The organism is Bradyrhizobium denitrificans (genome assembly GCF_013179005.1).
GTDB classification, from domain to species: Bacteria; Pseudomonadota; Alphaproteobacteria; order Rhizobiales; family Xanthobacteraceae; genus Bradyrhizobium; species Bradyrhizobium denitrificans.
Window position 1 is genome coordinate 216,648 of record NZ_JABFDP010000013.1, and the last position, 21,118, is coordinate 237,765.

A 21,118-nucleotide genomic window follows, 5' to 3' on the forward strand; every position below is an offset into this window, starting at 1 on the left:
CGCCCCATTTGGGACCTTTGGTCGCATCCGTCCCGTTCACAACCCGGTATCATGAGGAAAAAGCAAGGTTATTCGTCGAAACCTTGCCGTATATTGGTCCCCTGAATGGAACGGGGTCGCAGGTTCCGGGCGCCCTTGCCCGGCCGGCGCAACCCGCCCTCGCCAAACGGGTTACGATCAAACGTTCGATCTGGGAGCAGGGGCGTCCACCGCCGGACTCTGCTCCTCAGCGGTCTTATTCAGAGGAAGTCTCATTTGACGATTACCCGACGACAGCTCCTGCAGAGCAGCGCCTTCGCTGCGATGGTCCCGGCGCTCGGCACCGCCGCCAGCCTTGCCCCTCTCGACGCCGCGCAGGCGCAGGCCGGGGAGCAACTGGTCTGGCGCCACGGCCTGTCGCTGTTCGGCGAGGTGAAGTACCCGGCCGACTTCAAGCGCTTCGACTACGTCAATCCCGACGCGCCCAAGGGCGGCACGGCCCGGATGATCTCGCTCGGGACGTTCGACAATTTCAACATCGTCGTGATGTATGTGAAGGGCAACATCGCCGCGGCCGCGATGCTCCCCTACGAGACGCTGATGACGCGGTCGCAGGACGAGATCTCGACCGAATACGGCCTGCTCGCCGAGGCGGCGTCCTACCCCGACGATTATTCGTGGGTGATCTATCGGCTGCGCCCGGAGGCGCGCTGGCATGACGGCAAGCCGGTCACGCCGGAGGATGTCATCTTCTCGCTCGACGTGTTGAAGAAGAACAGCCCATTCTACTCGTCCTACTACCGTCACGTCATCAAGACCGAGAAGACCGGCGACCGCGAGGTGAAGTTCACCTTCGACGGTCCGGGCAATCGCGAGCTGCCGCACATCGTCGGCGAGATGATCGTGCTGCCGAAGCATTATTGGGAAGGCACCGATGCGCAGGGGCGCAAGCGCGACGTCACCGCCACGACCCTGGAGCCGCCGCTCGGGTCCAGCCCCTACCGGATCAAGGATTTCGTGCCGGGACGCTCGATCAAGGTCGAGCGCGTCAAGGACTATTGGGGCGCCAATTTGCCGGTCCGGATCGGCCAGAACAATTTCGACGAGCTGCAATACGAGTACTTCCGCGACAACCAGGTCGCCCTCGAAGCGTTCAAGGCCGATCAGGCCGACTGGATCAACGAGAACTCGGCCAAGCAGTGGGCCACCGCCTACGAATTCCCGGCGATTGTCGACAAGCGCGCGGTCAAGGAGGAATTCCCGGTCCGCGATTCCGGCCGCATGCAGGGCTTCGTGTTCAACCTGCGCCGCCCGCAATTCCAGGATGCCCGGCTGCGCCGCGCCTTCAACTATGCGTTCGATTTCGAGGAGATGAACAAGCAGCTGTTCTTCGGCCAGTACAAGCGGATCAACAGCTATTTCGAAGGCACCGATCTCGCCTGCTCGGGCCTGCCGCAGGGCCAGGAGCTCGAGCTGCTGGAGGCGCTGCGCGACAAGGTGCCGCCTGAGGTGTTCACCACGCCCTACCAGAACCCGGTCGGCGGCAATCCGGAGAACGTGCGCGGCAATCTGCGCGAGGCCACGAAGCTCCTGAAGGACGCCGGCTACGAGATCAAGGACCGCAAGCTGGTCGATCCTGCCGGCAAGCCGGTCGCGATCGAGATGCTGGTGCAGGATCCCTCGTCCGAGCGCATCGTGCTGTTCTACAAGCCGTCGCTGGAGCGGCTCGGCGTCACCGTGACGGTGCGCCAGGTCGACAACGTCCAGTATGAGCAAAGGGTTCGCACCTTCGATTACGACATTATCACCGACACTTGGGGCCAGTCGCTGTCGCCCGGTAACGAGCAGCGCGATTTCTGGGGTTCCAAGGCGGCCGACGAGCAGGGCTCGAAGAACGCGGCCGGCATCAAGAACCCGGCCATCGACCAACTGATCGAGAAGATCATCTTCGCCAAGGACCGTGCCAGCCTGGAAGCGGCGACGCATGCGCTCGACCGCGTGCTGCTGTGGAATTTCTACGTCGTGCCGCAATTCACCTATCCGTTCGCGCGCAGCGCCCGCTGGGACCGCTTCAGCCATTTCGAGCCGTTCCCCAAATATGCCAGCACCGGCTGGCCGACGCTGTGGTGGTACGACGCCGACAAGGCTGCCAAGGTGAAGCGCTCTTGAGCCGGCTCCCGCATCTGTCGCGCCGCGGCGTGCTCGGGCTTGGCCTCGGCGCGCTCGGCGTTCCCCTGCTGAAGCCGGCGATGGCCGCGGAGTTCGGCGCGGACTCGCACGGCATGTCGGCGTTCGGCGACCTCAAATATCCGGCCGACTTCCCTCATTTCGATTACGTCAATCCGGACGCGCCGAAGGGCGGGATGTTCTCGCTGATCCCCTCGGTGCGCGCCTACAACCAGTCCTATCAGACGTTCAATTCCTTCAATGCCTACGTCCTCAAGGGTGAGGGCGCGCAGGGCATGGACATGACGTTTGCCACCCTGATGGTGCGCGCGACCGACGAACCGGATGCGGTGTATGGGCTGGTCGCGAAGTCCGTGGCGATCTCGCCGGACAAGCTGACCTATCGCTTCACCTTGCGGCCCGAGGCGCGCTTCCACGACGGCTCGAAGATCACGGCGCACGACGTCGCGTGGTCCTTGAACACCTTGAAGGAGAAGGGCCACCCGCTGATCGTCGTGCAGCTGCGCGACTTCGTGACGGCCGAGGCACTCGATGACGCGACCGTCGTGCTCAGCTTCGTCGAGAAGCGCGCCCGCGACGTGCCGCTCTACGTCGTCACCCTGCCGATCTTCTCCAAGGCCTGGTATGCGAACCGTGCCTTCGACGAGAATCCGCTGGACGTGCCGCTCGGCTCGGGGCCGTACAAGGTCGGCAAATACGAGATCAACCGCTACGTCGAGTTCGAGCGCGTCAAGGATTGGTGGGCCGCCGACCTGCCGGTCAGCCGCGGCCTCTACAATTTCGACAGTGTGCGCTACGAATTCTACCGTGATCGCGACGTCGCCTTCGAGGGCTTCACCGCCAAGAGCTATCTGTTTCGCGAGGAGTTCACCTCGCGCATCTGGGCGACGCGCTACGATTTCCCGGCGATCAAGGACGGCCGCGTCAAGCGCGAGCTGCTGCCGGACGAGACGCCGTCGGGCGGCCAGGGCTGGTTCGTCAACACCCGCCGCGACAAGTTCAAGGACCCCCGTGTCCGCCAGGCGCTAACCTACGCCTTCGATTTCGAATGGACCAACAAGACCATCATGTACGGCGCCTATGCGCGCACGGTGTCGCCGTTCCAGAACTCCGACATGGTCGCCGTCGGGCCGCCCTCGCCGGAGGAGCTGAAGCTGCTGGAGCCGTTCCGCGGCCAGGTGCCTGACGACGTCTTCGGCGAACCGTTCGTGCCGCCGGTCTCGGATGGCTCGGGCCAGGACCGCGCGATGCTCCGCAAGGCCACGCAACTGCTGCAGCAGGCGGGTCTTCCGGTCAAGGACGGCAAGCGGCTGCTGCCATCGGGCGAGGTCTTCAGCATCGAGTTCCTGATCGACGAGGTGTCGTTCAAGCCGCATCACGGCACCCTGATCAAGAATCTGCAGACGCTCGGCATCGATGCCGACCTGCGCATCGTCGATGCGGTGCAATACCGCGCGCGGGTCGAGGATTTCGATTTCGACATCACGGTGCAGCGGCTGTCGATGTCGCCGACCCCCGGCGACAGCCTGAGGCCGTACTTCACCTCCGACGCGGCCAAGACCAAGGGCTCGTACAATCTCGCCGGCATCAGCAATCCCGCGATCGATGCGCTGGTCGCCAAGGCGATCGGCGCGGACACCCGTGGTGAACTGACGCTCGCCTGCCGCGCGCTGGATCGCGTGTTCCGTGCCGGCCATTACTGGATACCGCAATGGTATCGCCAGACCCATCCGATCGCCTATTGGGATCAGTTCGGTCACCCGCCGAAGCCGCCGAAATACGCATCCGGCGTGGGCGCCCCCGACATCTGGTGGTACGATGCCGCCAAGGCCGCAAAGCTGGAGCAAGCGAAGTAGTTCATGGCTGCCTATATCGCTCGCCGCATGTTTCTGATGCTCCCGACCCTGCTCGGGATCCTGTTCATCTCCTTCGTCGTGGTGCAGTTTGCGCCGGGCGGCCCGGTCGAGCGCGTCATCGCGCAACTGACCGGCGCCGACACTGGCGGCACCTCGCGCATCTCCGGCGGCAGCGGCTCCGATTTCGGCGCGCGGCCGCCGGGCCAGGTGGGCTCCGGCGGTGACACCAACTCGAAATATCGCGGCGCCCAGGGACTCGACCCGGCCTTCATCAAGAAGCTGGAGCAGCAGTTCGGCTTCGACAAGCCGGCGCCGGAACGTTTCGCGCTGATGGTCTGGAACTTCGCCCGCTTCGATTTCGGCAAGAGCTATTTCCGCGACACGACCGTGCTGCAGCTGATCAAGGAGAAGCTGCCGGTGTCGATCTCGCTCGGCATCTGGATGACCCTGCTGACCTATCTGATCTCGATCCCGCTCGGCATTCGCAAGGCGGTTCAGGACGGCTCGCGCTTCGACGTCTGGACCTCGGCCGTGATCATCATCGGCTACGCGATTCCCGGCTTCCTGTTCGCCATCCTGCTGATCATCCTGTTCGCCGGCGGCTCGTTCTTCAACATCTTCCCGCTGCGCGGCTTGACCTCAGACGGCTGGGCCGACTTCCCGTGGTACTGGAAGATCATCGACTATTTCTGGCATCTCACGCTGCCGCTGCTGTCGATGGCGCTCGGCGCCTTCGCCACCATGACCTTGCTCACGAAGAACTCGTTCCTCGACGAGATCCGCAAGCAATATGTCATGACCGCGCGGGCCAAGGGCTGCAGCGAGACCCAGGTGCTGTATGGCCACGTGTTCCGCAACGCGATGCTGATCGTGATCGCCGGCTTCCCCGGCACCTTCATTCATGCCTTCTTCTCCGGCTCGCTGCTGATCGAGACCATCTTCTCGCTCGACGGCCTCGGCCTGCTGTCGTTCGAGAGCATCCTCAACCGCGACTATCCGGTCGTGTTCGGCAACCTCTACATCTTCTCGCTGCTGGGCCTGGTGGTCAATCTGATCTCCGACCTCACCTACATGTGGATCGATCCGCGGATCGACTTCGAGGCGCGGGAGGTCTGACGATGCTCAAAACCGCGCCCCCCGTCGAGACCACCACGCAGGCGCCGCTCGGCGAGGCCGTGCCACCGACGCGGCACAGATTCCGGCCGTCGCCGCTCAACCAGCGCCGCTGGCAGAACTTCAAGGCCAACCGCCGCGGCTACTGGTCGCTGTGGATCTTCCTGTTCCTGTTCATCGTCTCGCTGTTCGCCGAGCTGATCGCCAACGACCGGCCGTTCCTGATCAAGTTCGACGGCCATCTGTATTGGCCGGCCTTCGTGTCCTATCCGGAGACGGCGTTCGGCGGCGACTTCGAGACCGCCGCCGATTATCGCGATCCGTATCTGCAGAAGCTGATCGCAGACAAGGGCGGCACCGTGATCTGGCCGTTGATCCGTTATTCCTACGCCACCCACAATCTCGATCTGCCGACGCCGGCGCCGTCGCCGCCGACCTGGATGCTGACCGAGGCGCAGTGCAAGCCCGTGGTCGAGAAGAAGGGGCTGAAGAGCTGCCGGGATCTGGAATACAATTGGCTCGGCACGGATGATCAGGGCCGCGACGTGGTCGCGCGGCTGATCTACGGCTTCCGCATCTCCGTGCTGTTCGGCCTGTCCTTGACGTTCTTCTCCTCGATCATCGGCATCGCCGCCGGCGGCGTGCAGGGTTATTTCGGCGGCTGGGTCGACCTGTTGTTCCAGCGCTTCATCGAGATCTGGAACGCGATTCCCTATCTCTATCTGCTGTTGATCCTGTCGGCGGTGCTGGTGCCCGGCTTCTTCACGCTGCTCGGGATCATGCTGCTGTTCTCCTGGGTGTCGCTGGTCGGCTTGGTGCGCGCCGAATTCCTGCGCGGCCGCAATTTCGAATACATCCAGGCGGCGCGCGCGCTCGGCGTCTCCAATGCCGTCATCATGTGGCGGCATCTGCTGCCGAACGCGATGGTCGCGACCATGACCTTCCTGCCCTTCATCGTGTCGAGCTCGGTGATGACGCTCACCGCGCTCGACTTCCTCGGCTTCGGCCTGCCGCCGGGCTCACCCTCGCTCGGCGAGATGCTGTCGCAGGCCAAGGCGAATGTGCAGGCGCCGTGGCTTGGCCTTACCGGTTTCTTCTCGGTCGCGATCATGCTGTCGCTGCTGATCTTCGTCGGCGAGGCCGTGCGCGACGCCTTCGATCCGCGCAAGACGTTCAGGTGACCGCCATGGATGCGATGAGCCAGCCGCTTCTATCGGTCAGCGATCTCTCGGTCGCCTTCCACCAGCAGGGCCGCGCGACGACCGCCGTCGACCACGTCTCGTTCGACATCAAGCGCGGCGAATGCGTTGCGCTGGTCGGCGAATCCGGTTCGGGCAAATCTGTCAGCGCACTCTCGGTGCTGAAGCTGTTGCCCTATCCGGTCGCCTCGCATCCCTCGGGCAGCATCCGCTTCAAGGGTCGCGATCTGCTGCCTCTCTCCGAAGGCGAGATGCGCGAGATCAGAGGCAGCGACATCTCGATCATCTTCCAGGAGCCGATGACCTCGCTCAATCCGCTGCACACGATCGAGCGGCAGATCAGCGAGATCCTGCAACTGCACCAGCCGATCTCGAACAGTGCGGCGCGCAAGCGCGTGCTCGAACTGCTCACCCAGGTCGGCATCCCTGAGCCGGAGACGCGGCTCGGCAGCTATCCGCATCAGCTCTCCGGCGGCCAGCGCCAGCGCGTCATGATCGCGATGGCGCTCGCCAACGAGCCGGACCTGTTGATTGCCGACGAGCCGACCACCGCGCTCGACGTCACCGTGCAGGCGCAGATCCTGGCGCTGCTCGCCGACATCCGCGCGCGGCTCGGCATGAGCCTGCTCTTCATCACCCATGATCTCGGCATCGTCCGCCGCATCGCCGACCGGGTCTGCGTGATGAATGGCGGCAAGATCGTCGAGCAGGGGCCGGTCGAGCAGGTGTTCACCGCACCCGCGCATCCCTACACCAAGGCGCTGCTCGCGGCCGAGCCGAAGCCGGACCCGGCGCCGCCGCGGCCGAATGAGCCGGTGGTGATGCAGGCGAAAGACCTGAAGGTCTGGTTTCCGATCAAGCGCGGCCTGTTCCGCTCCACCGTCGGCCACATCAAGGCGGTGGACGGCGTCAGCGTCGCCGTGCGCAAGGGCGAGACGCTCGGCGTGGTCGGCGAATCCGGCTCCGGCAAGACCACGCTCGGTCTGGCGCTGCTGCGGCTGATCTCCTCCGACGGCCCGATCGTGTTTCTCGGCAAGGAGATCCAGGGACTGTCCTTCAAGGACGTCCGGCCGTTCCGCCGCGACATGCAGATCGTGTTCCAGGATCCGTTCGGCTCGCTCAGCCCGCGCATGTCGGTCGGCGACATCATCGCCGAGGGCATCAGCGTGCATCAGCCCAGGCTCAGCGAAGAGGAGCGCGAGGCCAAGGTCATCAAGGCGCTGAACGAGGTCGGGCTCGATCCGGCGACGCGCTTCCGCTATCCGCACGAATTCTCCGGCGGCCAGCGCCAGCGCATCTCGGTGGCGCGCGCCGTCGTGCTTGAGCCTTCCTTCGTCGTGCTGGACGAGCCGACCTCGGCGCTCGACATGCTGTTCCAGGCGCAGATGGTCGCGCTGCTGCGCGACCTGCAGCGCAAGCTCGACCTCACCTACATGTTCATCTCGCACGACCTGCGCGTCGTCGCTTCGCTCGCCAGCCACCTGATCGTGATGAGCCACGGCAAGGTGGTCGAGGAGGGCCCGGCCGTCGACCTGTTCAAGGCCCCGAAGACCGACTACACCCGCGCCCTGTTCGCGGCCGCATTCAGGAACGAGACCGCGGCGAACGGCACGGCAGCGAGCTGAACCGGCGCGGATGGCAAGCGAGCCGTCGCGGCGCCGGTCGGGTTCGATCAGCGCCGGCCGCCGCCGCCACCGGGCGGACCGCCCGGGGCGCCGCCGAAGCCTGGCCCATCCGTTGGGCCGCCGGGACTGAATCCGCCGGGCGGCGCCATCCCATTGTCCCTGCCGAATCCTGGCGCGCCCGGGCCGCCGGGAGCACCCGGTCCACCCGATCCGCCCGGACCATTCGGTCCGCCCGGAGCATTCGCGCCACCTGGGCCGCCCGGTCCGTGCATGGGTCCCTGGCTGCGCGGCGGGGCGTGCGGACCCTGGACGGACTCGCCGGGGAATCGGCTCACCGCCTGCACGGTCTCGACCCGCAGCCCGCCGGCGCCGTCGGGCACGGCGTTGACGACGACGCGTGTCTCCCCAGACGGCTGGAAGCGCGAATTGTCACGCGCGACATAGCCCGAGCCGAATTGCAGCTCGCTGCCGACACGCCGGACATAGCCTTCGACCAGCAGCCGGCTGGCGCGGGCGAAATCCTGGAGATCGTCGGGCCTGATACGTGTGACCTGCAGCACGCCCTGCGCCATGCGGCCCTCGGCCTGGATGCGGCGTCCGATCAGGGCCGGATCGACACCGGCGAGGTGGAGCCCGCCGAGGGCGAGCCCGTTGCGATCCCGCACCACCACGCCGCTGACTCGGCTGACCGTGGTCTGGCGCGGATCGACCAGGCTCGCGACGATCACGCCGTCGCTGCGCCGCAGGCCGAACACGGCGACGTGCGTGCCGATCTTCCGCCAGCTCTCCTGGCCCGGAGAGACGACGGTCTGGCCAAGCACGGTGAGCTCGCCGGGCCTGATGGCCTCGATCGGTCCGGTGACCTCGCTGACGATGTCGATGCTTCGTGTGGTCAGCGTGCCCTTGCCGTCGCGCTGCGCCAGCACGCGTGCGAGCTGCCCGATCTTGAGCGCCTTAGCCGAGGCCGCCTCGCCGTCGATCCGCACCGGCACGTCGGCAGCGTAGCTGACGCGTTCGCCATTGACGAAGATGCTGCCGAAGCGCTGGATCACGCCGACGATGCCGGTGCCGCCCATGCCCTGGTCCTGGCCGCCGGTGATGCCGGTGCCGCCGAGACCTTGATCATTGCCCTTGCGCGTCTGTCCCCACGCCAGAGCCGACGATCCGGCGAGCCAGATGCCGGCGAGCAGCGACCTGCGCGACAAACCGGGCGGCCGGCTCATGACGTGCCGCCCTTGCCGGGCGCGTCCGGCGGCTCTTCGAGATAAATGTAGACGCCGAAATTCCAGCGCGCGTCGCCGCCCTTGTCCTTGGCGAGGGCGCGGTTGGCTTCGCGGTTCGCCGTTTTCAGCGCCTCCATCGCCAGCTCGCGCGAGCGCTGCTCGAGTCGCCGCGCGAGCTTCGGCGACAGCCCGTCATAATGCACCGCGCGCTCCATGAAGCGCGGCGCATCGCCCGAGACGTTGGTCGCTGCGGCCGCAATGTGGTCGTGCAGATTGCGGCCGAGATAGTACCATTTGCGGTCGTCGTCGCCGCGCGGCACGAGGCCGGTCTCGGCCAGCACGATGTTGTCCTGCGCATCGATCGTCACGAGCCTGCGATCGAGCCATTCGTCGAGCACCGCGCGCGGCCGCACGTCCTTGGTGATCGCGGCGACCAGCGCCTCGAACGACGGCGCATCGCCGTCGGCCGTGCGCGGCAGCGGCAGCGGCTCGCCCTTGGCATCGGTGAATTCCGGCGCGGCCAGCCAGTGCGCGATGATGGCGCTGGTGCGCGACAAGGTCGCCGGCACCTCGTTCACAGGAGCTCCGGCGCCGCGCAGCCGCGCCACCTCCTTGCGGTGGATGCCCGTGAGCAGGCTGACGCGGCTGTCGGTCTGCGGCTTGCCGTCCAGCGCGAAGTCGTGCTCGGCGACGTTCACGAACAGCTCGCGGAGCAGCTGCGCCAGCGCCGGAAACGTCATGCCACTGCGAATGCACAGGCGCACGAGCGGACGCAGCAGCCGCGCCAGCGGCGCGTGCAGCTGTGTCGCGGCGAGCGGCGAGGGCGCAGCCGGCGGCGATTGTCCGGAACTCGGATCCATCGATCAAGTCTAGCGAGATCACATGTGGGACACAATCCCACCCACATCCATTGACGTGTGAAAAATTCCCACGTAATGCAGGCGGAGTTGAGGCACAGGAGTTCGCAATCATGCCCTGCTCTCAGGTCCGATCCGCTGCAGCCGCCGCCCCCGTCGACGCGTCCCTCCGCTGCAGCCCGGATCCATCTCATCCCCGGCCGCTGCTCGCCGGCGTCCCGGCCATGCTCCTGGTTCTGCCCCGTTGAGCCCCGCGAGCCCGGTCATGGACGCAGCTCCTGCCTCTTCGCGCCGCTTCTCGGTGCTTCACGTCTTCAAGGTCTTCTATCCCGACCTGTTCGGCGGCACGCTCACGGTGATCCGCGACATCTGCGCCGGCCTGGCGCACGCCGTCGCGTCGTCGGTGCTGGTCTGCTCGGACGCGCCGCGGCCCCGCCACGAGATCGTGAACGGCATTCCGGTCGAGCGCGTGCGCTCGCTCGGAAACCTGTTCTCGCTGCCGATTGCGCCGACCTATCCGTTCCGGCTGTGGCGCCGCATTGCCGCGTACGATCTGGTCGCGCTGCATGCGCCGTTTCCGCTGGCCGATCTCGTATTCGCCTGCGGTCTCGGGCGGGCGCGTCCGCTGGTCGTGCACTGGCATGCCGACATCGTGTCGCATGGCCGGCTGCGCTGGCTGGTCGAGCCGCTGATGCGGCGAACGTTGCAGCGCGCGGAGGCGATCATCGTCTCCGATGCCGCGCTCGCGACGCGGACCGCGCTGCTGCGCGACGTCGCCAACAAGTGCCACGTCGTTCCGTTCGGCGTCGATCTTCGGAAATTCGCGGCGCTGGAAAACAGCGAGCGGCCGGGCTCCGCCGGCCGGCGCGTCGTCGCCTGCGGCCGCCTCGTGCCGTACAAGGGCTTCGACGTGCTGATCCGTGCCGCGGCCGACCACGACTTCGAGGTCAGGATCATCGGCGAGGGACGCGAGCGCGCTCATCTGCAGCAGCTGATCGACGGCTTCGGAATCGCGGATCGAGTCCGGCTGCTCGGCTCGCTATGCGATGACGAGATGGTGGCCGAGATCGGCGCCGCCGACGTCTTCGTCATGCCCTCGGTCACCAATGCCGAGACCTTCGGGCTCGTGCAGTTGGAGGCGATGGCGGCCGGCCGTCCGATCGTCAACACCGCGCTCGACACCGGCGTGCCCCGCGTCGCCCGTGATGGCCGCGAGGCCGTCACCGTGCCGCCGGGCGATGCCGTGGCGCTCGCCGGAGCGATCAACGCGCTGCTCGCCGACCCCGCGCGCCGCCGCCGCATGGGGGATGCCGCACGGCAGCGCGCGGCGACGCATTTTGCGACCGCGGCATTCGACCAGGGCATCGAGCGGATCTATCGCCGCGCTGTCGCCGCGCATGCGGCGGCGCATCGCGCATCGGAGCAGGGTGTCGGACTGCTCGATTCGGTTCGGATCGCCGCCGCGCTGGCTTGGTCGGATCTGCGCCATCGCTACGTGCGCTCGCTGCTCGGCCCGTTCTGGATGTCGATCCAGATGGCGATCATGGTGGCGGTGCTCGGCTCGGTGATCAGTCATTTCGGCCCGGCCGGCGGGTTGTCCCGGCTGCCGATGCTGGCGCTCAGCCTCACCGCATGGACGTTCCTGAACGGCGTCGTGCTCGATGCCACCACGGCGCTGCAGGCGTCGGCCAGCCTGATCAAGGACCGCGCCTTGCCGCCGGTCGTGTTCCTGCTGCAATGCTGTTTCCGCCAGGGCCTGTTCGCGCTTCACAACGCCTATGTGCCGCTGGCGCTGTGGCTCGCGATCGATCCGATGGATGTCGGCGGCGTGTTCGCCGCGTTGCCGGGCGTGCTGCTGTTCATCGCCTTCACCTTCGCGGCGAGCCTCGTGCTCGGCGCCCTGGCCACGCGGTTTCGCGACCTCAAGCCGATCATCGAATCCTGCCTGACGCTCGCCTTCCTGGCCTCGCCCGTCATCTGGTCCCCCGAGATGATCGACCGCGGGTCATTCATCATGCGGGTGAATCCGCTGACGCATCTGTTCGCGATCTGGCGCGAGCCGCTGGCAACCGGGCAGGTCCCGATGTCGAGCGTCCTCTACGTGGTCATGAGCCTGTCGGTGCTCGTGGTCGCGAGTCTCGTGACGTTGAGCCGGCTGCGCAAAGCCGCCTTCTGGATTTGAGCCATGACAAGCATCACCCTCAGCAACGTCTGTCTCGACTACCCGCTCTACGGAGCCTACGACTTCTCGATCAAGCGGCGCCTCATGAACCGCCTGCTCGGAGAGGCCGACGGCGCGCATGCCGTACGGGCGATCGATCAGGTCTCGCTCGACATCCGTTCCGGCGCGCGCATCGGACTGTTCGGTCCGAACGGATCGGGAAAATCGACGCTGCTGCGGCTGATCGCCGGCGTCTATCCGGCGACCAGCGGCCGTATCGAGGTCCGGGGCAGGGTGATGCCGCTGCTCGGTCTCTCCGCGGGGGCCAATCTCGACCTGGTCGCCACCGACAATATCAGCCTGCTGCTGCGGATCGGCGGCCGTCGGCCGACGCCCGCGATCATCGACGACATCTGGGCGTTCACCGAGCTCGAGGACCGCATGCGCCGGCTGCCGCTGCGCACCTTCTCGTCGGGCATGCTGATGCGGGTCCTGTTCGCGACGGCCACGGCGTTCCCCGCCGATATCCTGCTGCTCGACGAATGGCTCAGCGTCGTCGACGAGCGCTTCTCGGCGAAGGCCGAGCGGCGGCTGCTCGAACTGGTGGATGGTGCAGCGATCGTGATGCTGGCATCGCACGATCAGGAGTTGCTGCGCCGCGTCTGCAACAGGATCGTTCCCCTCGATCGCGGCCGCATCGTCGGCGCGGAGGGAGGCGGTGAGACGGATCGATCGGCTCGGAAACTGGAGGAGATCTGCGCATGACCAGCATCCTGATCATCAGCGAGGCGCTGGGCGAGCCAAATCACAAGCGCGGTATCTTCCATTTCACCCGCGAACTGCTGCGATCGCTCGCCGCGGAAGGGCACGAGCTCACTTTGCTGGTCGAGACCACCAGGCGCTATCGCAAGCTGCGCAAGCGCCAGCAGCAGTCGCGGCTGTTCGCCGCCAACTCGCGACTGATCGAGCTGCTGGCGCTCTATCGCTTCCTGGACGAGGCCGACATGAACGCCTCCGCGAGCAGGAGCGGTCTGCGCCAGCGCGTGGACTGGCTGCGGAGCCGTCTCACCGTATCGGTATCCGCGGAGTACTGCCGCTGCTTCCTCCGGGCGCTGGGATTCTGGTTTCCACGCCACGACGCGTTGGAGAACCGCACGGAATGCCTCGAATACATTCCGCCCGACCTGCGGCATCTCCGGCTGTTCCGAAAGTTCCTGCTCGAGCCCGGCTTCTACAGCTACCAGGACAGCTCGGCGTTCTTCAGGTTGCCGCCGCCGCGGATCGACGCGCGCGGGTATGACATCGTCCTGATCGACACGCCGACGCGCGTCGCGGTCCGACGCGATGCCGGGACCCGCGTGATCTGCGTGGTCCATGATCTCCTGCCGCTTACGGATCTCAAGCTGAGCGATGCCGCGACGCGGCTGTTCCTGTCGCGGCTGGCCACCAGCATCGCGCAGGCCGACGAGCTGGCTTTCGTGTCCAACTACAGCCTGGAGCGCTTCCGGGAATTGATGCCGCAGCACGCGCATCTGCCGGCGCGCGTGGTCTATCCGCGAACGCGGTTCGACGAGGCTGCGCCGCCCATCGCGACCGCCGCGGGCGCCGCCCGGCCGAGTTTCGTCGTCATCGTCTCCGCGGAGCCGCGCAAGAATCTCGATGCGCTGATCCGCGCCTTTCGCCGGCTGCCTCAGGCCGATCTCGTCGTCATCGGCTATGCCGGCAAGACGCATCAGGCGCGCAACCTGCCGCCGAACATCCGTTTCGCCGGCTATGTGGAGGAGCAGGACAAGGTCGCGCTGATCGCGGAGGCCCATGGCCTGATCATGCCGAGCTTTGCCGAGGGGTTCGGTGTCCCCATCATCGAGGCGCTCGCCGCGAACACGCCGGTGCTGTGCTCGGACATTGCCGTGTTTCGTGAGGTGGCGGGCGATCTCGCCGAATATTTCGATCCGTTCTCGACCGCCTCGATCTGCGCAGCCGTCGATCGCGCGCTGCACCAGCAGGAGCATTGGCGGCACAAGATTCGCGAGCGGCGCAGCGAGCTCGCCGCCCGGTTCGGCCATCACAGCCAGGCGCGCGACCTGCTCGGCCAGCCCGCGGACGGGGCCAGCGATTGCGCGCACGGCGCAATGGCGGCGACGTCGGCCGGGCATGAACGACTTGCAGCGCAGGAGGCCTGATATGGCACAGGACGCCTGGCCCATGACGCTCGAGACTGGTTCATCGCGGGATGCGCCGCAGGCGCGCTCCGTCGCCACGCCCTGGGTGGAGGCCCCGCTCTATCTCCGGCTTGCCGATACGATGGTGGTGCTGACGGCGGTCGCGCTGCCCTGGTCGACCACGGCGACCGCCTTCTTCATTGTGCTGTGGCTGGTCCTGCTGATCCCGACCATCGACTGGGACGAGCTGGTCCGCAGCCTGGCCACACCCGTCTCGGCCATGCCGCTGGCCTTCTTCGTGCTCGCCGACATCGGCGTCTTGTGGTCCGGCGGACCGTGGGACTCCGGCATCAAGGGTCTCAACCCGGTTTCCAAGCTGCTGCTGATTCCGTTCCTGCTCTATCACTTCCGACGCTCGCCGCGGGCGGCCTGGGTTCTCGCCGGCTTCATCGGTTCGTGCACGCTGCTGATGATCCTGTCGTGGATCGTCGTGGTCGATCCGTCCTGGAAGATCTCCGCGACGGCCTCGAGCGGCGTACCGGTCAAGAACTACATCGACCAGAGCCAGGAATTCGCGTTCTGCGCCTTTGCGCTCGCCCCGTTGCTGCTGCTCGCCTGGACACGACGACAGTTGCTGATGGCCGCGGGCCTGCTCGGGTTGATCGCCGGCTTTCTCGCCAACATGCTGTTCGTCGCGTCTGCGCGAACGGCGCTGATCTATCTGCCGGTGCTGCTCGTGCTGTTCGGCGTCCGCCATCTGAGCCGCCGCGCCATGCTCGGTCTGGTGGCTGTTGCGCTCGCTGCGGGCACCCTGGTGTGGACGACATCGCCCTATCTGCGGCAGCGCGTCGCGGATGTCGCGATCGAGTATCGCGCCTATGATGCCAACGTCCCGGCGTCGACCGCGCAGCGGCTGACCTACTGGCGCAAGTCGCTGAAATTCTTTGCCGACGCGCCGTTGCTCGGACACGGCACCGGCGCGATCCGGCACTTGTTCGAAAGCGACGCCGCCGGGCAGACCGGGCTACGGGCCGAGGTGGTGAACAATCCCCACAATCAGACGCTCAACGTCGCGATCCAATGGGGACTGGCCGGCGTGGTCGTCCTCTACGCGATGTGGGCCGTCCATCTGCGTCTGTTCTGGCGTATGCATCCTGCGGCCTGGATCGGACTTGCGATCGTCGTGCAGAACCTCGTCAGCTCGCTCCTCAACTCGCATCTGTTCGATTTCAACGAGGGCTGGATGTATGTGCTGGGCGTCGGCGTGGCCGGTGGCGTCGTGCTCGGCCGCGCTGACGCGAGCGACCGGTCGGACGCGGTGCCGTCCGATCCCCGCGCCCCCGATGCAGGATCGATCGCCGCGGCCTGAAGCTCCACGAACGGAGGCGCCGGCTGGCACATCAGCGCCATTCCATCGGCGTTTCATCCCGGCGGGCTCTTGGCCCGGTACAAGACGACCCCAGCCCGCGGAGCAGGCAAAGGATGCTGCAAAGGCAGGGCACGGCGAGCAGACCCCAGGACAGCATCCACCAGGCTCCGCCTTCACCGACCAGGGCCGATGTCAACCCTGCCAATGTCGTCAGTGCCAGCAAGGCCGGGATCGTCCAGTTGACGCGGCGGGATGACGCGCCTGTCATCGCGAGGGCTCGGCGGCAAGTGGGGCGGAACCTGCCGCAGCCCGACGTCCGGAGCGTCGCTTGGTGAACCAGAGATACAGGCCACTCAGCAGAATGATGATGGTGACGACGTCGAGCACCGCCCAGATGATCTTCAAGGGCAGGCCGCCATAGTCGCCGAAGTGCAGCGGTTGCGAGACGAAAAGCGCGACCGCATACCAGGGCATCTGCCGAACCGCGACGACCTCGCCACTCGCCGCATCGATGATGGCAGGTTGGAGAATACGGCTCGTGAGCGGCGTATCTCCAGACAAGAACGCGGCATAGTGGCTCGGTGTCGAAAACGGTGTACCCGGGAAGGCGAGGGTCGTCACCGTCATTCCGGGGGCCGCCGCCCGGACCTTGGCGAGCACGAGATCGACCGGAGCTCTCCGGTCCGTCGGCGCCGCCGCGTCGCGACTCTGCGCTGCCATTTCGGCGAGCTGGCCCGACTGCCACATCAGCTCGATTGGCGCGGCCAAGCTGTTGATCACGCCGGTCAAGGTCACGATGCCGAACCAGGCCAGGGTGATGATGCCGAGCACATTGTGCAGATCCAGCCATCGCACGCGCCGGCCCTGTCGCTGGCGTACGTCGCCGAAGCGCCGGCGCCGCGCGAACGGGCCGTAGAGCGCCAGGCCGGACCCGATCGAGACAGCCAGCAACAGCCCCATCGCCCCCAGAAACAACGTGCCCTTGAGGCCGGCGAACAGGTCGGCGTGAAGGCGCAGCATGACATACATGAAGCCCTGGTTGGGCTGGTCGATGCCGAGCGCCGTGCCGGTTCTGACGTCGAACACCTTGTAGAAGAAGGTGTCGGGAGACGACGTCACGCTGGCGGCGATCGGAATCTTCACGATCGGTTTGTTGCGATCATAGAACAGGTACGGCACGATTTCGCCCGGCCGCTCGGCCAGGGCCTGCGCGATCATGGCGTCGACGGACGCCCGAACGCCGCGGTCCGTGCCGGTCTCCAGCGCGGGATTGGGGCCGAGCTCGTCGTGAAAGATTAGAGGCAGGCCGGTGAGGCACAGCAGCAGGGCAAAGATCGTGCAGATCAGGCTGCTCCATGTGTGCGTCCACGACCACCATCGCCGCCGGGCCGCCGTCATCGTCCGAACCGCGCAATTGGAGGATCGACCGCAGCCATCGTGAACGACCTCATCGCGTCACCACCTGTAACGCAGTCCTGCGAGCACGAGCCGCCCGTTTCCGTACTGGCAATAGAAGTTCGAGCTGCAACTCGTGTAGTAGCTCTTGTCGAACAAATTGGTGACGTTGAGCGTGAGCTCCGCGCCCTTCCAGCCGCGCGTCAAATTGACCAGGTCGTAGCGGAGCGCCGCGTCGAACACGACGTATCCCGGGGACACCAGGCTGTTGACGTCGTCGCCGAAGCTCGGGCCGACCGAGCGGACTCCGCCGCCGACGGTCAGGCCGGCGAGACCGCCGGTGAGGAAGCTGTAGTTGGCCCAGAGCGATTCGAAATGCGTCGGCACCGCCTGCGGACGCTTGCCGATCGCCGTGAGATCCGTCGAGCGGGTGATCCTGGTGTCGAGTACGGTCGCGGCCGCGATGATCTCGATATTGGCGTTGACCTTGCCCCGCGCCTCGAATTCAAGGCCGCGCGACCGGATTTCGCCCTGCTGCACGCTGAAGCCGCTGACGGACGACGGTGTCAGCGTGTTCTGCTGGCGAAGATCGAAGGCGGCGGCGGTGAACAGCATGTCGGCGAAAGCCGGCTTGTACTTCAGGCCGCCTTCATACTGCTCGCCGGTGGTTGGAACGAAGGGCAGGCCGTTGCTTCCCACCCCGATCACGGGTTCGAACGAGGTCGAATAGCTCACATAGGGGGCGAGTCCGTTGTCGAACAGATAGAGCAGTCCCGCGCGGTAGGTCTGCTTGTCGCTGTCCTGCGACTGCCTGGTCGCGCTGATCCGGTTGTCCGTCGTCTGCGCCGTCCAGTCGTGGCGGGTTCCGAGGGTCAGGCGGAAGCCGCCGAGCTTCATCTGGTCCTGCACGTAGAGGCCGGTCTGGGACAGGGACTGGTCGTTGTTGATGAAGGGAAACAGCGTTCCGACCGGCTGATAATAGGCCGGGTTGACCACGTCCAGCGAGGTCGCCGCACCAAACTGGTAGATCCACGAGCTGTGCGAATTCTGCTGATCCCAGCCGGCGATCACTGAATGTTCGACACTGGCCGTCCGGAAATCGAAGCGCAGCCGGTTGTCGGCGGTAACGCCGTCGACGCTCTCGATCGAGCGGATGGCGGCCCGGGGGATCGTCCCCGCCGCCGTCAAGCCGGCCGCCATCTGAAGCGATTGGAAGTCGGTGTCGACCTTGGCGTAGCGAAGCGCCGAGTGGACGCTCACGACGTCGTTGAGCCGCCGGTCGAACACATAGCCGATCGCCGACTGCTCGCGCTCGAAGCGGTCAAAGCCGGGATCGCCGATGTTCAGGTTGCGATTGAGATAGGGCCGATACGCTGCCGGTGCGAGCGATTGCGGATAGAGCGAGTTGAAATAGCCGCCTTTCGGGTCGCGCTGATAGAAGCCCGACACGGTCAGCTGCGTGTCGGTGTCGGGGCGCCATGTGATCGCCGGCGCCACGCCGTAGCGTTGCTCCTGCACCCCGTCATACCGCGTATCGGACATCCGGCCGATCGCGCTGATGCTGTAGAGCCATTGATGCGCGGCGTCCAACGCGCCCTGGCTCGTAATGCCGCTCTGGACGCGTCCGTAGCTGCCGCCTTCAATCCGGGCTTCATTGTAGGAGCTGTCGCTCGGCTGCCGGCTGGCGAGGTTGACGAGACCGCCGGGGCTGATCTGTCCGTACAGGACCGCCGAGGGCCCTTTGAGGACCTCGATGCGGTCGAGCAGGAATGCGTCAATCGAGGTCACCGCGAAGGCCTGGCCGCGCGGCAGCTTCAACCCGTCCAGGAAGCTGACGAAATTGGTCGACGTGCCGAAGCCGCCGAAACCGCGGATGAAGACGCTGTCATAGCGGGTGGTCGCGTCGACTTCCGAGAGCACGCCACCCGTGTAGCGCAGCGCATTTCCGACGGTCTGCGGATTCTGCGCGTCGATCTGCCGGCGCGTGACGGTGCTGACGGATTGCGGCGTTTCCAGCACGGGCGTCGAGGTCTTGGTCGCGCTCGATTGCGTATCGGCCAGAAGCCGCTCCCGCGTTTCTTGCGCGCCCGCGAAGGCTGGCCGGGCCGCGCCGGCGGTGGGCGCTGGCATCGTCTCTGTTGCGCGCTGTCGCGCACTGCGCCGCGTCGCGCTCTGCTGGCGCGGCGTATTGACGGGGCGAGCCGATCGCTGGACTTGCGGCGCGTCAACCGTGACCGGAGGCAGCACCGACTCTTGCCCGAATGCCGGCACCTGCAACGCCAGAAATGCAGTAGACCCAAGCAAGAGCCCCAACCCCCGCTTCACATCACGCGAAACCTCGCACATCCCCGTTCCTCGAACCTCGCTTGAAATCCCGCGGCGAAGGATAGTCAAAACGGGACGTATCCGTCCAGTTAAGCGGTTGGCGTTTTCGCTTATTTAGAATTATTAAAACTCAACGGATGATTCCCGGGCGGCGCACGAGATTGAAGGCATGAAGGCGGCAGTCACGACAAAGCCACGCGCAAAGGGGCGTACAGGCCCCCGGCGCGGCGGACGACCGACCCGGGCTGAGGCGCAGGCGATCGAGGAGCGCATCCTCGCCGTCGCGGCGGAGCTGTTCGCGAGGGACGGCTACGCCGCGACGTCGATGGAGCGTGTCATTTCGGAGTGCGGTGCCGGCAAGGATACGATCTATCGCCGCTACGGCTCGAAACGAGAGATCTTCGATGCCGTGCTCGACCGCAGCCGCAGCCGCATCATGGCGCGCCTCGCCGATCTCGAAGCTGGGCAGTCGAGGCAGAGCAGTCTTGCACAGCTCAAGGACCTGGCGCGCTGCCTGCTCGACATCAATCTCGATCCGGAACTGGTGGCTTTCAAGCGCATCGCTGCGAGCGAAACGCTGATGGTCGAGGGAAGCGATGCCAGCCCTGAGCCCGACGCAATCCTGATGCTGCTGCGGACGGCGGTCTCGAGAGCGCAGGAGGGCCAGCACCTTGTCGCCGGCGACGTCGCCTTCTTGGCGGACTTTCTCGTGAATAGCATCATTGTCGGCCCCACCACCCTGGCAATGTTCGGATACCGGCCTCTGGCGTCCGCGAAGGAGCGCGCAGTGTACTTCGAAAAGGCGTGGAAGCTGTTTCTCGGTGGCGCCGCCCGGGCTCGCTAGATCCAACTTATCCGTGACGGCGGCTGCGGGGCGCGGGGGCGTTTCGTTGAGAGGACGGCGAGACGCCGAATTGACCGAGCGTGAGTCGCGGACCGCGACGATAGTCTCGCCGGCTTATTGACGGGCGAGCTGATTTGCCCGACGCGCAGCGTCTGCGAAAATCTGTCCAGCTCCTCCTGAAGAAATATTCCTGTTTCTTATTTTCGGAAATCCTGCATACTCCGCCGCGTCCTGCCCCACGAGAGGGACGTACGCGTCGTCACGGACGTCGGGTGCGGGATGCGATGGCCGTGGTGATGTCGCAGTGTGCATGCGCACACGGACGAACGACGTCATGCGGACGACGAAGTCGCGTGGTCCTGGCGCCCCGATGCTGGCGTCAAGGCTGTGGGCCTGGATGAGGCCTGCGGCCGACAGGGGCAAGACAGCCGGTCCCTGGGGAGAGCGCGTATAAGTCGTAGCCCATCGCGCGGGGAAGGCCGGATGTTCGGCCCGTACCTGTGGCGACTACGCGTGCTTTCCTGCACGCAACCACGGGTGCGTTCGGCGCCCGGCCTTCCCCGCGCCCTCTCATGTTCGAGGGTGGACGATGCCGCAAAGCTCGGGCCACGAGGCCGCGAGAACGCGGACGTTTGGCTTACGCTGTTTGAGACGTGAACCCGGCAAATGACGTGATGAGAGCCGCTGGCTGCGACGACGTTCGCCGCTGATCAGGCCACGCCGTCGTTGCGAGCGAAGCGACGCAATCCAGGGCTGCGCAAGGACTCTGGATTGCTTCGCTCGCTGTTCAGCCCGGGGACATAGCTTACACCTGTTCGGGGAC

14 protein-coding genes are annotated in these 21,118 nt (G+C 66.0%); 10 read left to right on the forward strand and 4 right to left on the reverse strand.

Annotation, left to right across the window (positions count from 1 at the left end):
• Nucleotides 1-303 precede the first annotated feature (303 nt).
• From HL671_RS16410 to HL671_RS16430, 5 genes are read left to right on the forward strand one after another with little or no spacing between them, the layout of a single operon-like run.
• On the forward strand, nt 304-2,148 hold the full coding sequence (locus tag HL671_RS16410) for an extracellular solute-binding protein (protein WP_012046867.1): 1,845 nt from the start codon (nt 304-306) through the stop codon (nt 2,146-2,148).
• The gene (locus HL671_RS16415; RefSeq protein ID WP_210263926.1) at nt 2,145-4,022 is read left to right on the forward strand and encodes an extracellular solute-binding protein; all 1,878 of its coding nucleotides are present in this window, start codon (nt 2,145-2,147) and stop codon (nt 4,020-4,022) included. The genes HL671_RS16410 and HL671_RS16415 overlap by 4 nt, the downstream gene beginning before the upstream one ends.
• 3 nt (nt 4,023-4,025) lie before the next feature.
• Nucleotides 4,026-5,138 carry a microcin C ABC transporter permease YejB gene (locus tag HL671_RS16420; RefSeq protein WP_012046865.1) on the forward strand — a complete coding sequence of 371 codons (1,113 nt, stop codon included), beginning with the start codon at nt 4,026-4,028 and terminating at the stop codon, nt 5,136-5,138.
• A 2-nt stretch (nt 5,139-5,140) separates the two neighbouring features.
• Nucleotides 5,141-6,316: an ABC transporter permease gene (locus tag HL671_RS16425; RefSeq protein ID WP_012046864.1), complete on the forward strand. Its 1,176-nt coding sequence runs from the start codon at nt 5,141-5,143 to the stop codon at nt 6,314-6,316.
• 5 nt (nt 6,317-6,321) lie between these two features.
• The gene (locus HL671_RS16430) at nt 6,322-7,959 is read left to right on the forward strand and encodes an ABC transporter ATP-binding protein (protein ID WP_172237005.1); all 1,638 of its coding nucleotides are present in this window, start codon (nt 6,322-6,324) and stop codon (nt 7,957-7,959) included.
• 47 nt (nt 7,960-8,006) lie between these two features.
• Here HL671_RS16430 and HL671_RS16435 read toward each other — a convergent pair whose 3' ends face one another.
• Both HL671_RS16435 and HL671_RS16440 read right to left on the reverse strand, forming a co-directional pair.
• Nucleotides 8,007-9,182 (reverse strand): DUF5666 domain-containing protein, encoded by a 1,176-nt coding sequence (locus HL671_RS16435; protein WP_172237006.1) that lies wholly within the window; start codon nt 9,180-9,182, stop codon nt 8,007-8,009.
• A complete protein-coding gene (locus HL671_RS16440; protein ID WP_012046861.1) occupies nt 9,179-10,042 on the reverse strand; it encodes a DUF6502 family protein in 864 nt (287 codons plus the stop codon). The genes HL671_RS16435 and HL671_RS16440 overlap by 4 nt, the downstream gene beginning before the upstream one ends.
• Nucleotides 10,043-10,304: 262 nt before the next feature.
• On the opposite strand from HL671_RS16440, the gene HL671_RS16445 reads away from it, so the two are divergent.
• The 4 genes from HL671_RS16445 to HL671_RS16460 are packed head-to-tail and all read left to right on the forward strand — an operon-like array spanning nt 10,305 to nt 15,731.
• Entirely contained in the window at nt 10,305-12,221 is a 1,917-nt protein-coding gene (locus HL671_RS16445; RefSeq protein ID WP_172237007.1) for a glycosyltransferase, read from the forward strand.
• A gap of 3 nt (nt 12,222-12,224) precedes the next feature.
• A complete protein-coding gene (locus HL671_RS16450; RefSeq protein WP_172237008.1) occupies nt 12,225-12,965 on the forward strand; it encodes an ABC transporter ATP-binding protein in 741 nt (246 codons plus the stop codon).
• Entirely contained in the window at nt 12,962-14,383 is a 1,422-nt protein-coding gene (locus tag HL671_RS16455) for a glycosyltransferase family 4 protein (protein ID WP_172237009.1), read from the forward strand. Before HL671_RS16450 ends, HL671_RS16455 begins: the two co-directional genes overlap by 4 nt.
• Before the next feature lie 22 nt (nt 14,384-14,405).
• Complete coding sequence (locus tag HL671_RS16460; protein ID WP_374050119.1) at nt 14,406-15,731, forward strand: O-antigen ligase family protein; 1,326 nt, start codon at nt 14,406-14,408, stop codon at nt 15,729-15,731.
• A 264-nt stretch (nt 15,732-15,995) separates the two neighbouring features.
• Here HL671_RS16460 and HL671_RS16465 read toward each other — a convergent pair whose 3' ends face one another.
• Together HL671_RS16465 and HL671_RS16470 are read right to left on the reverse strand one after the other, a co-directional pair.
• Nucleotides 15,996-17,129: a PepSY-associated TM helix domain-containing protein gene (locus tag HL671_RS16465; protein WP_172237011.1), complete on the reverse strand. Its 1,134-nt coding sequence runs from the start codon at nt 17,127-17,129 to the stop codon at nt 15,996-15,998.
• 57 nt (nt 17,130-17,186) lie between these two features.
• The gene (locus HL671_RS16470; RefSeq protein WP_172237012.1) at nt 17,187-19,256 is read right to left on the reverse strand and encodes a TonB-dependent siderophore receptor; all 2,070 of its coding nucleotides are present in this window, start codon (nt 19,254-19,256) and stop codon (nt 17,187-17,189) included.
• A gap of 364 nt (nt 19,257-19,620) precedes the next feature.
• Between HL671_RS16470 and HL671_RS16475 the strand changes: the two genes are divergently transcribed.
• Nucleotides 19,621-20,295, forward strand: a complete 675-nt coding sequence (locus HL671_RS16475; RefSeq protein WP_172237013.1) for a TetR/AcrR family transcriptional regulator — start codon at nt 19,621-19,623, stop codon at nt 20,293-20,295.
• The last annotated feature ends 823 nt before the right edge of the window (nt 20,296-21,118 follow it).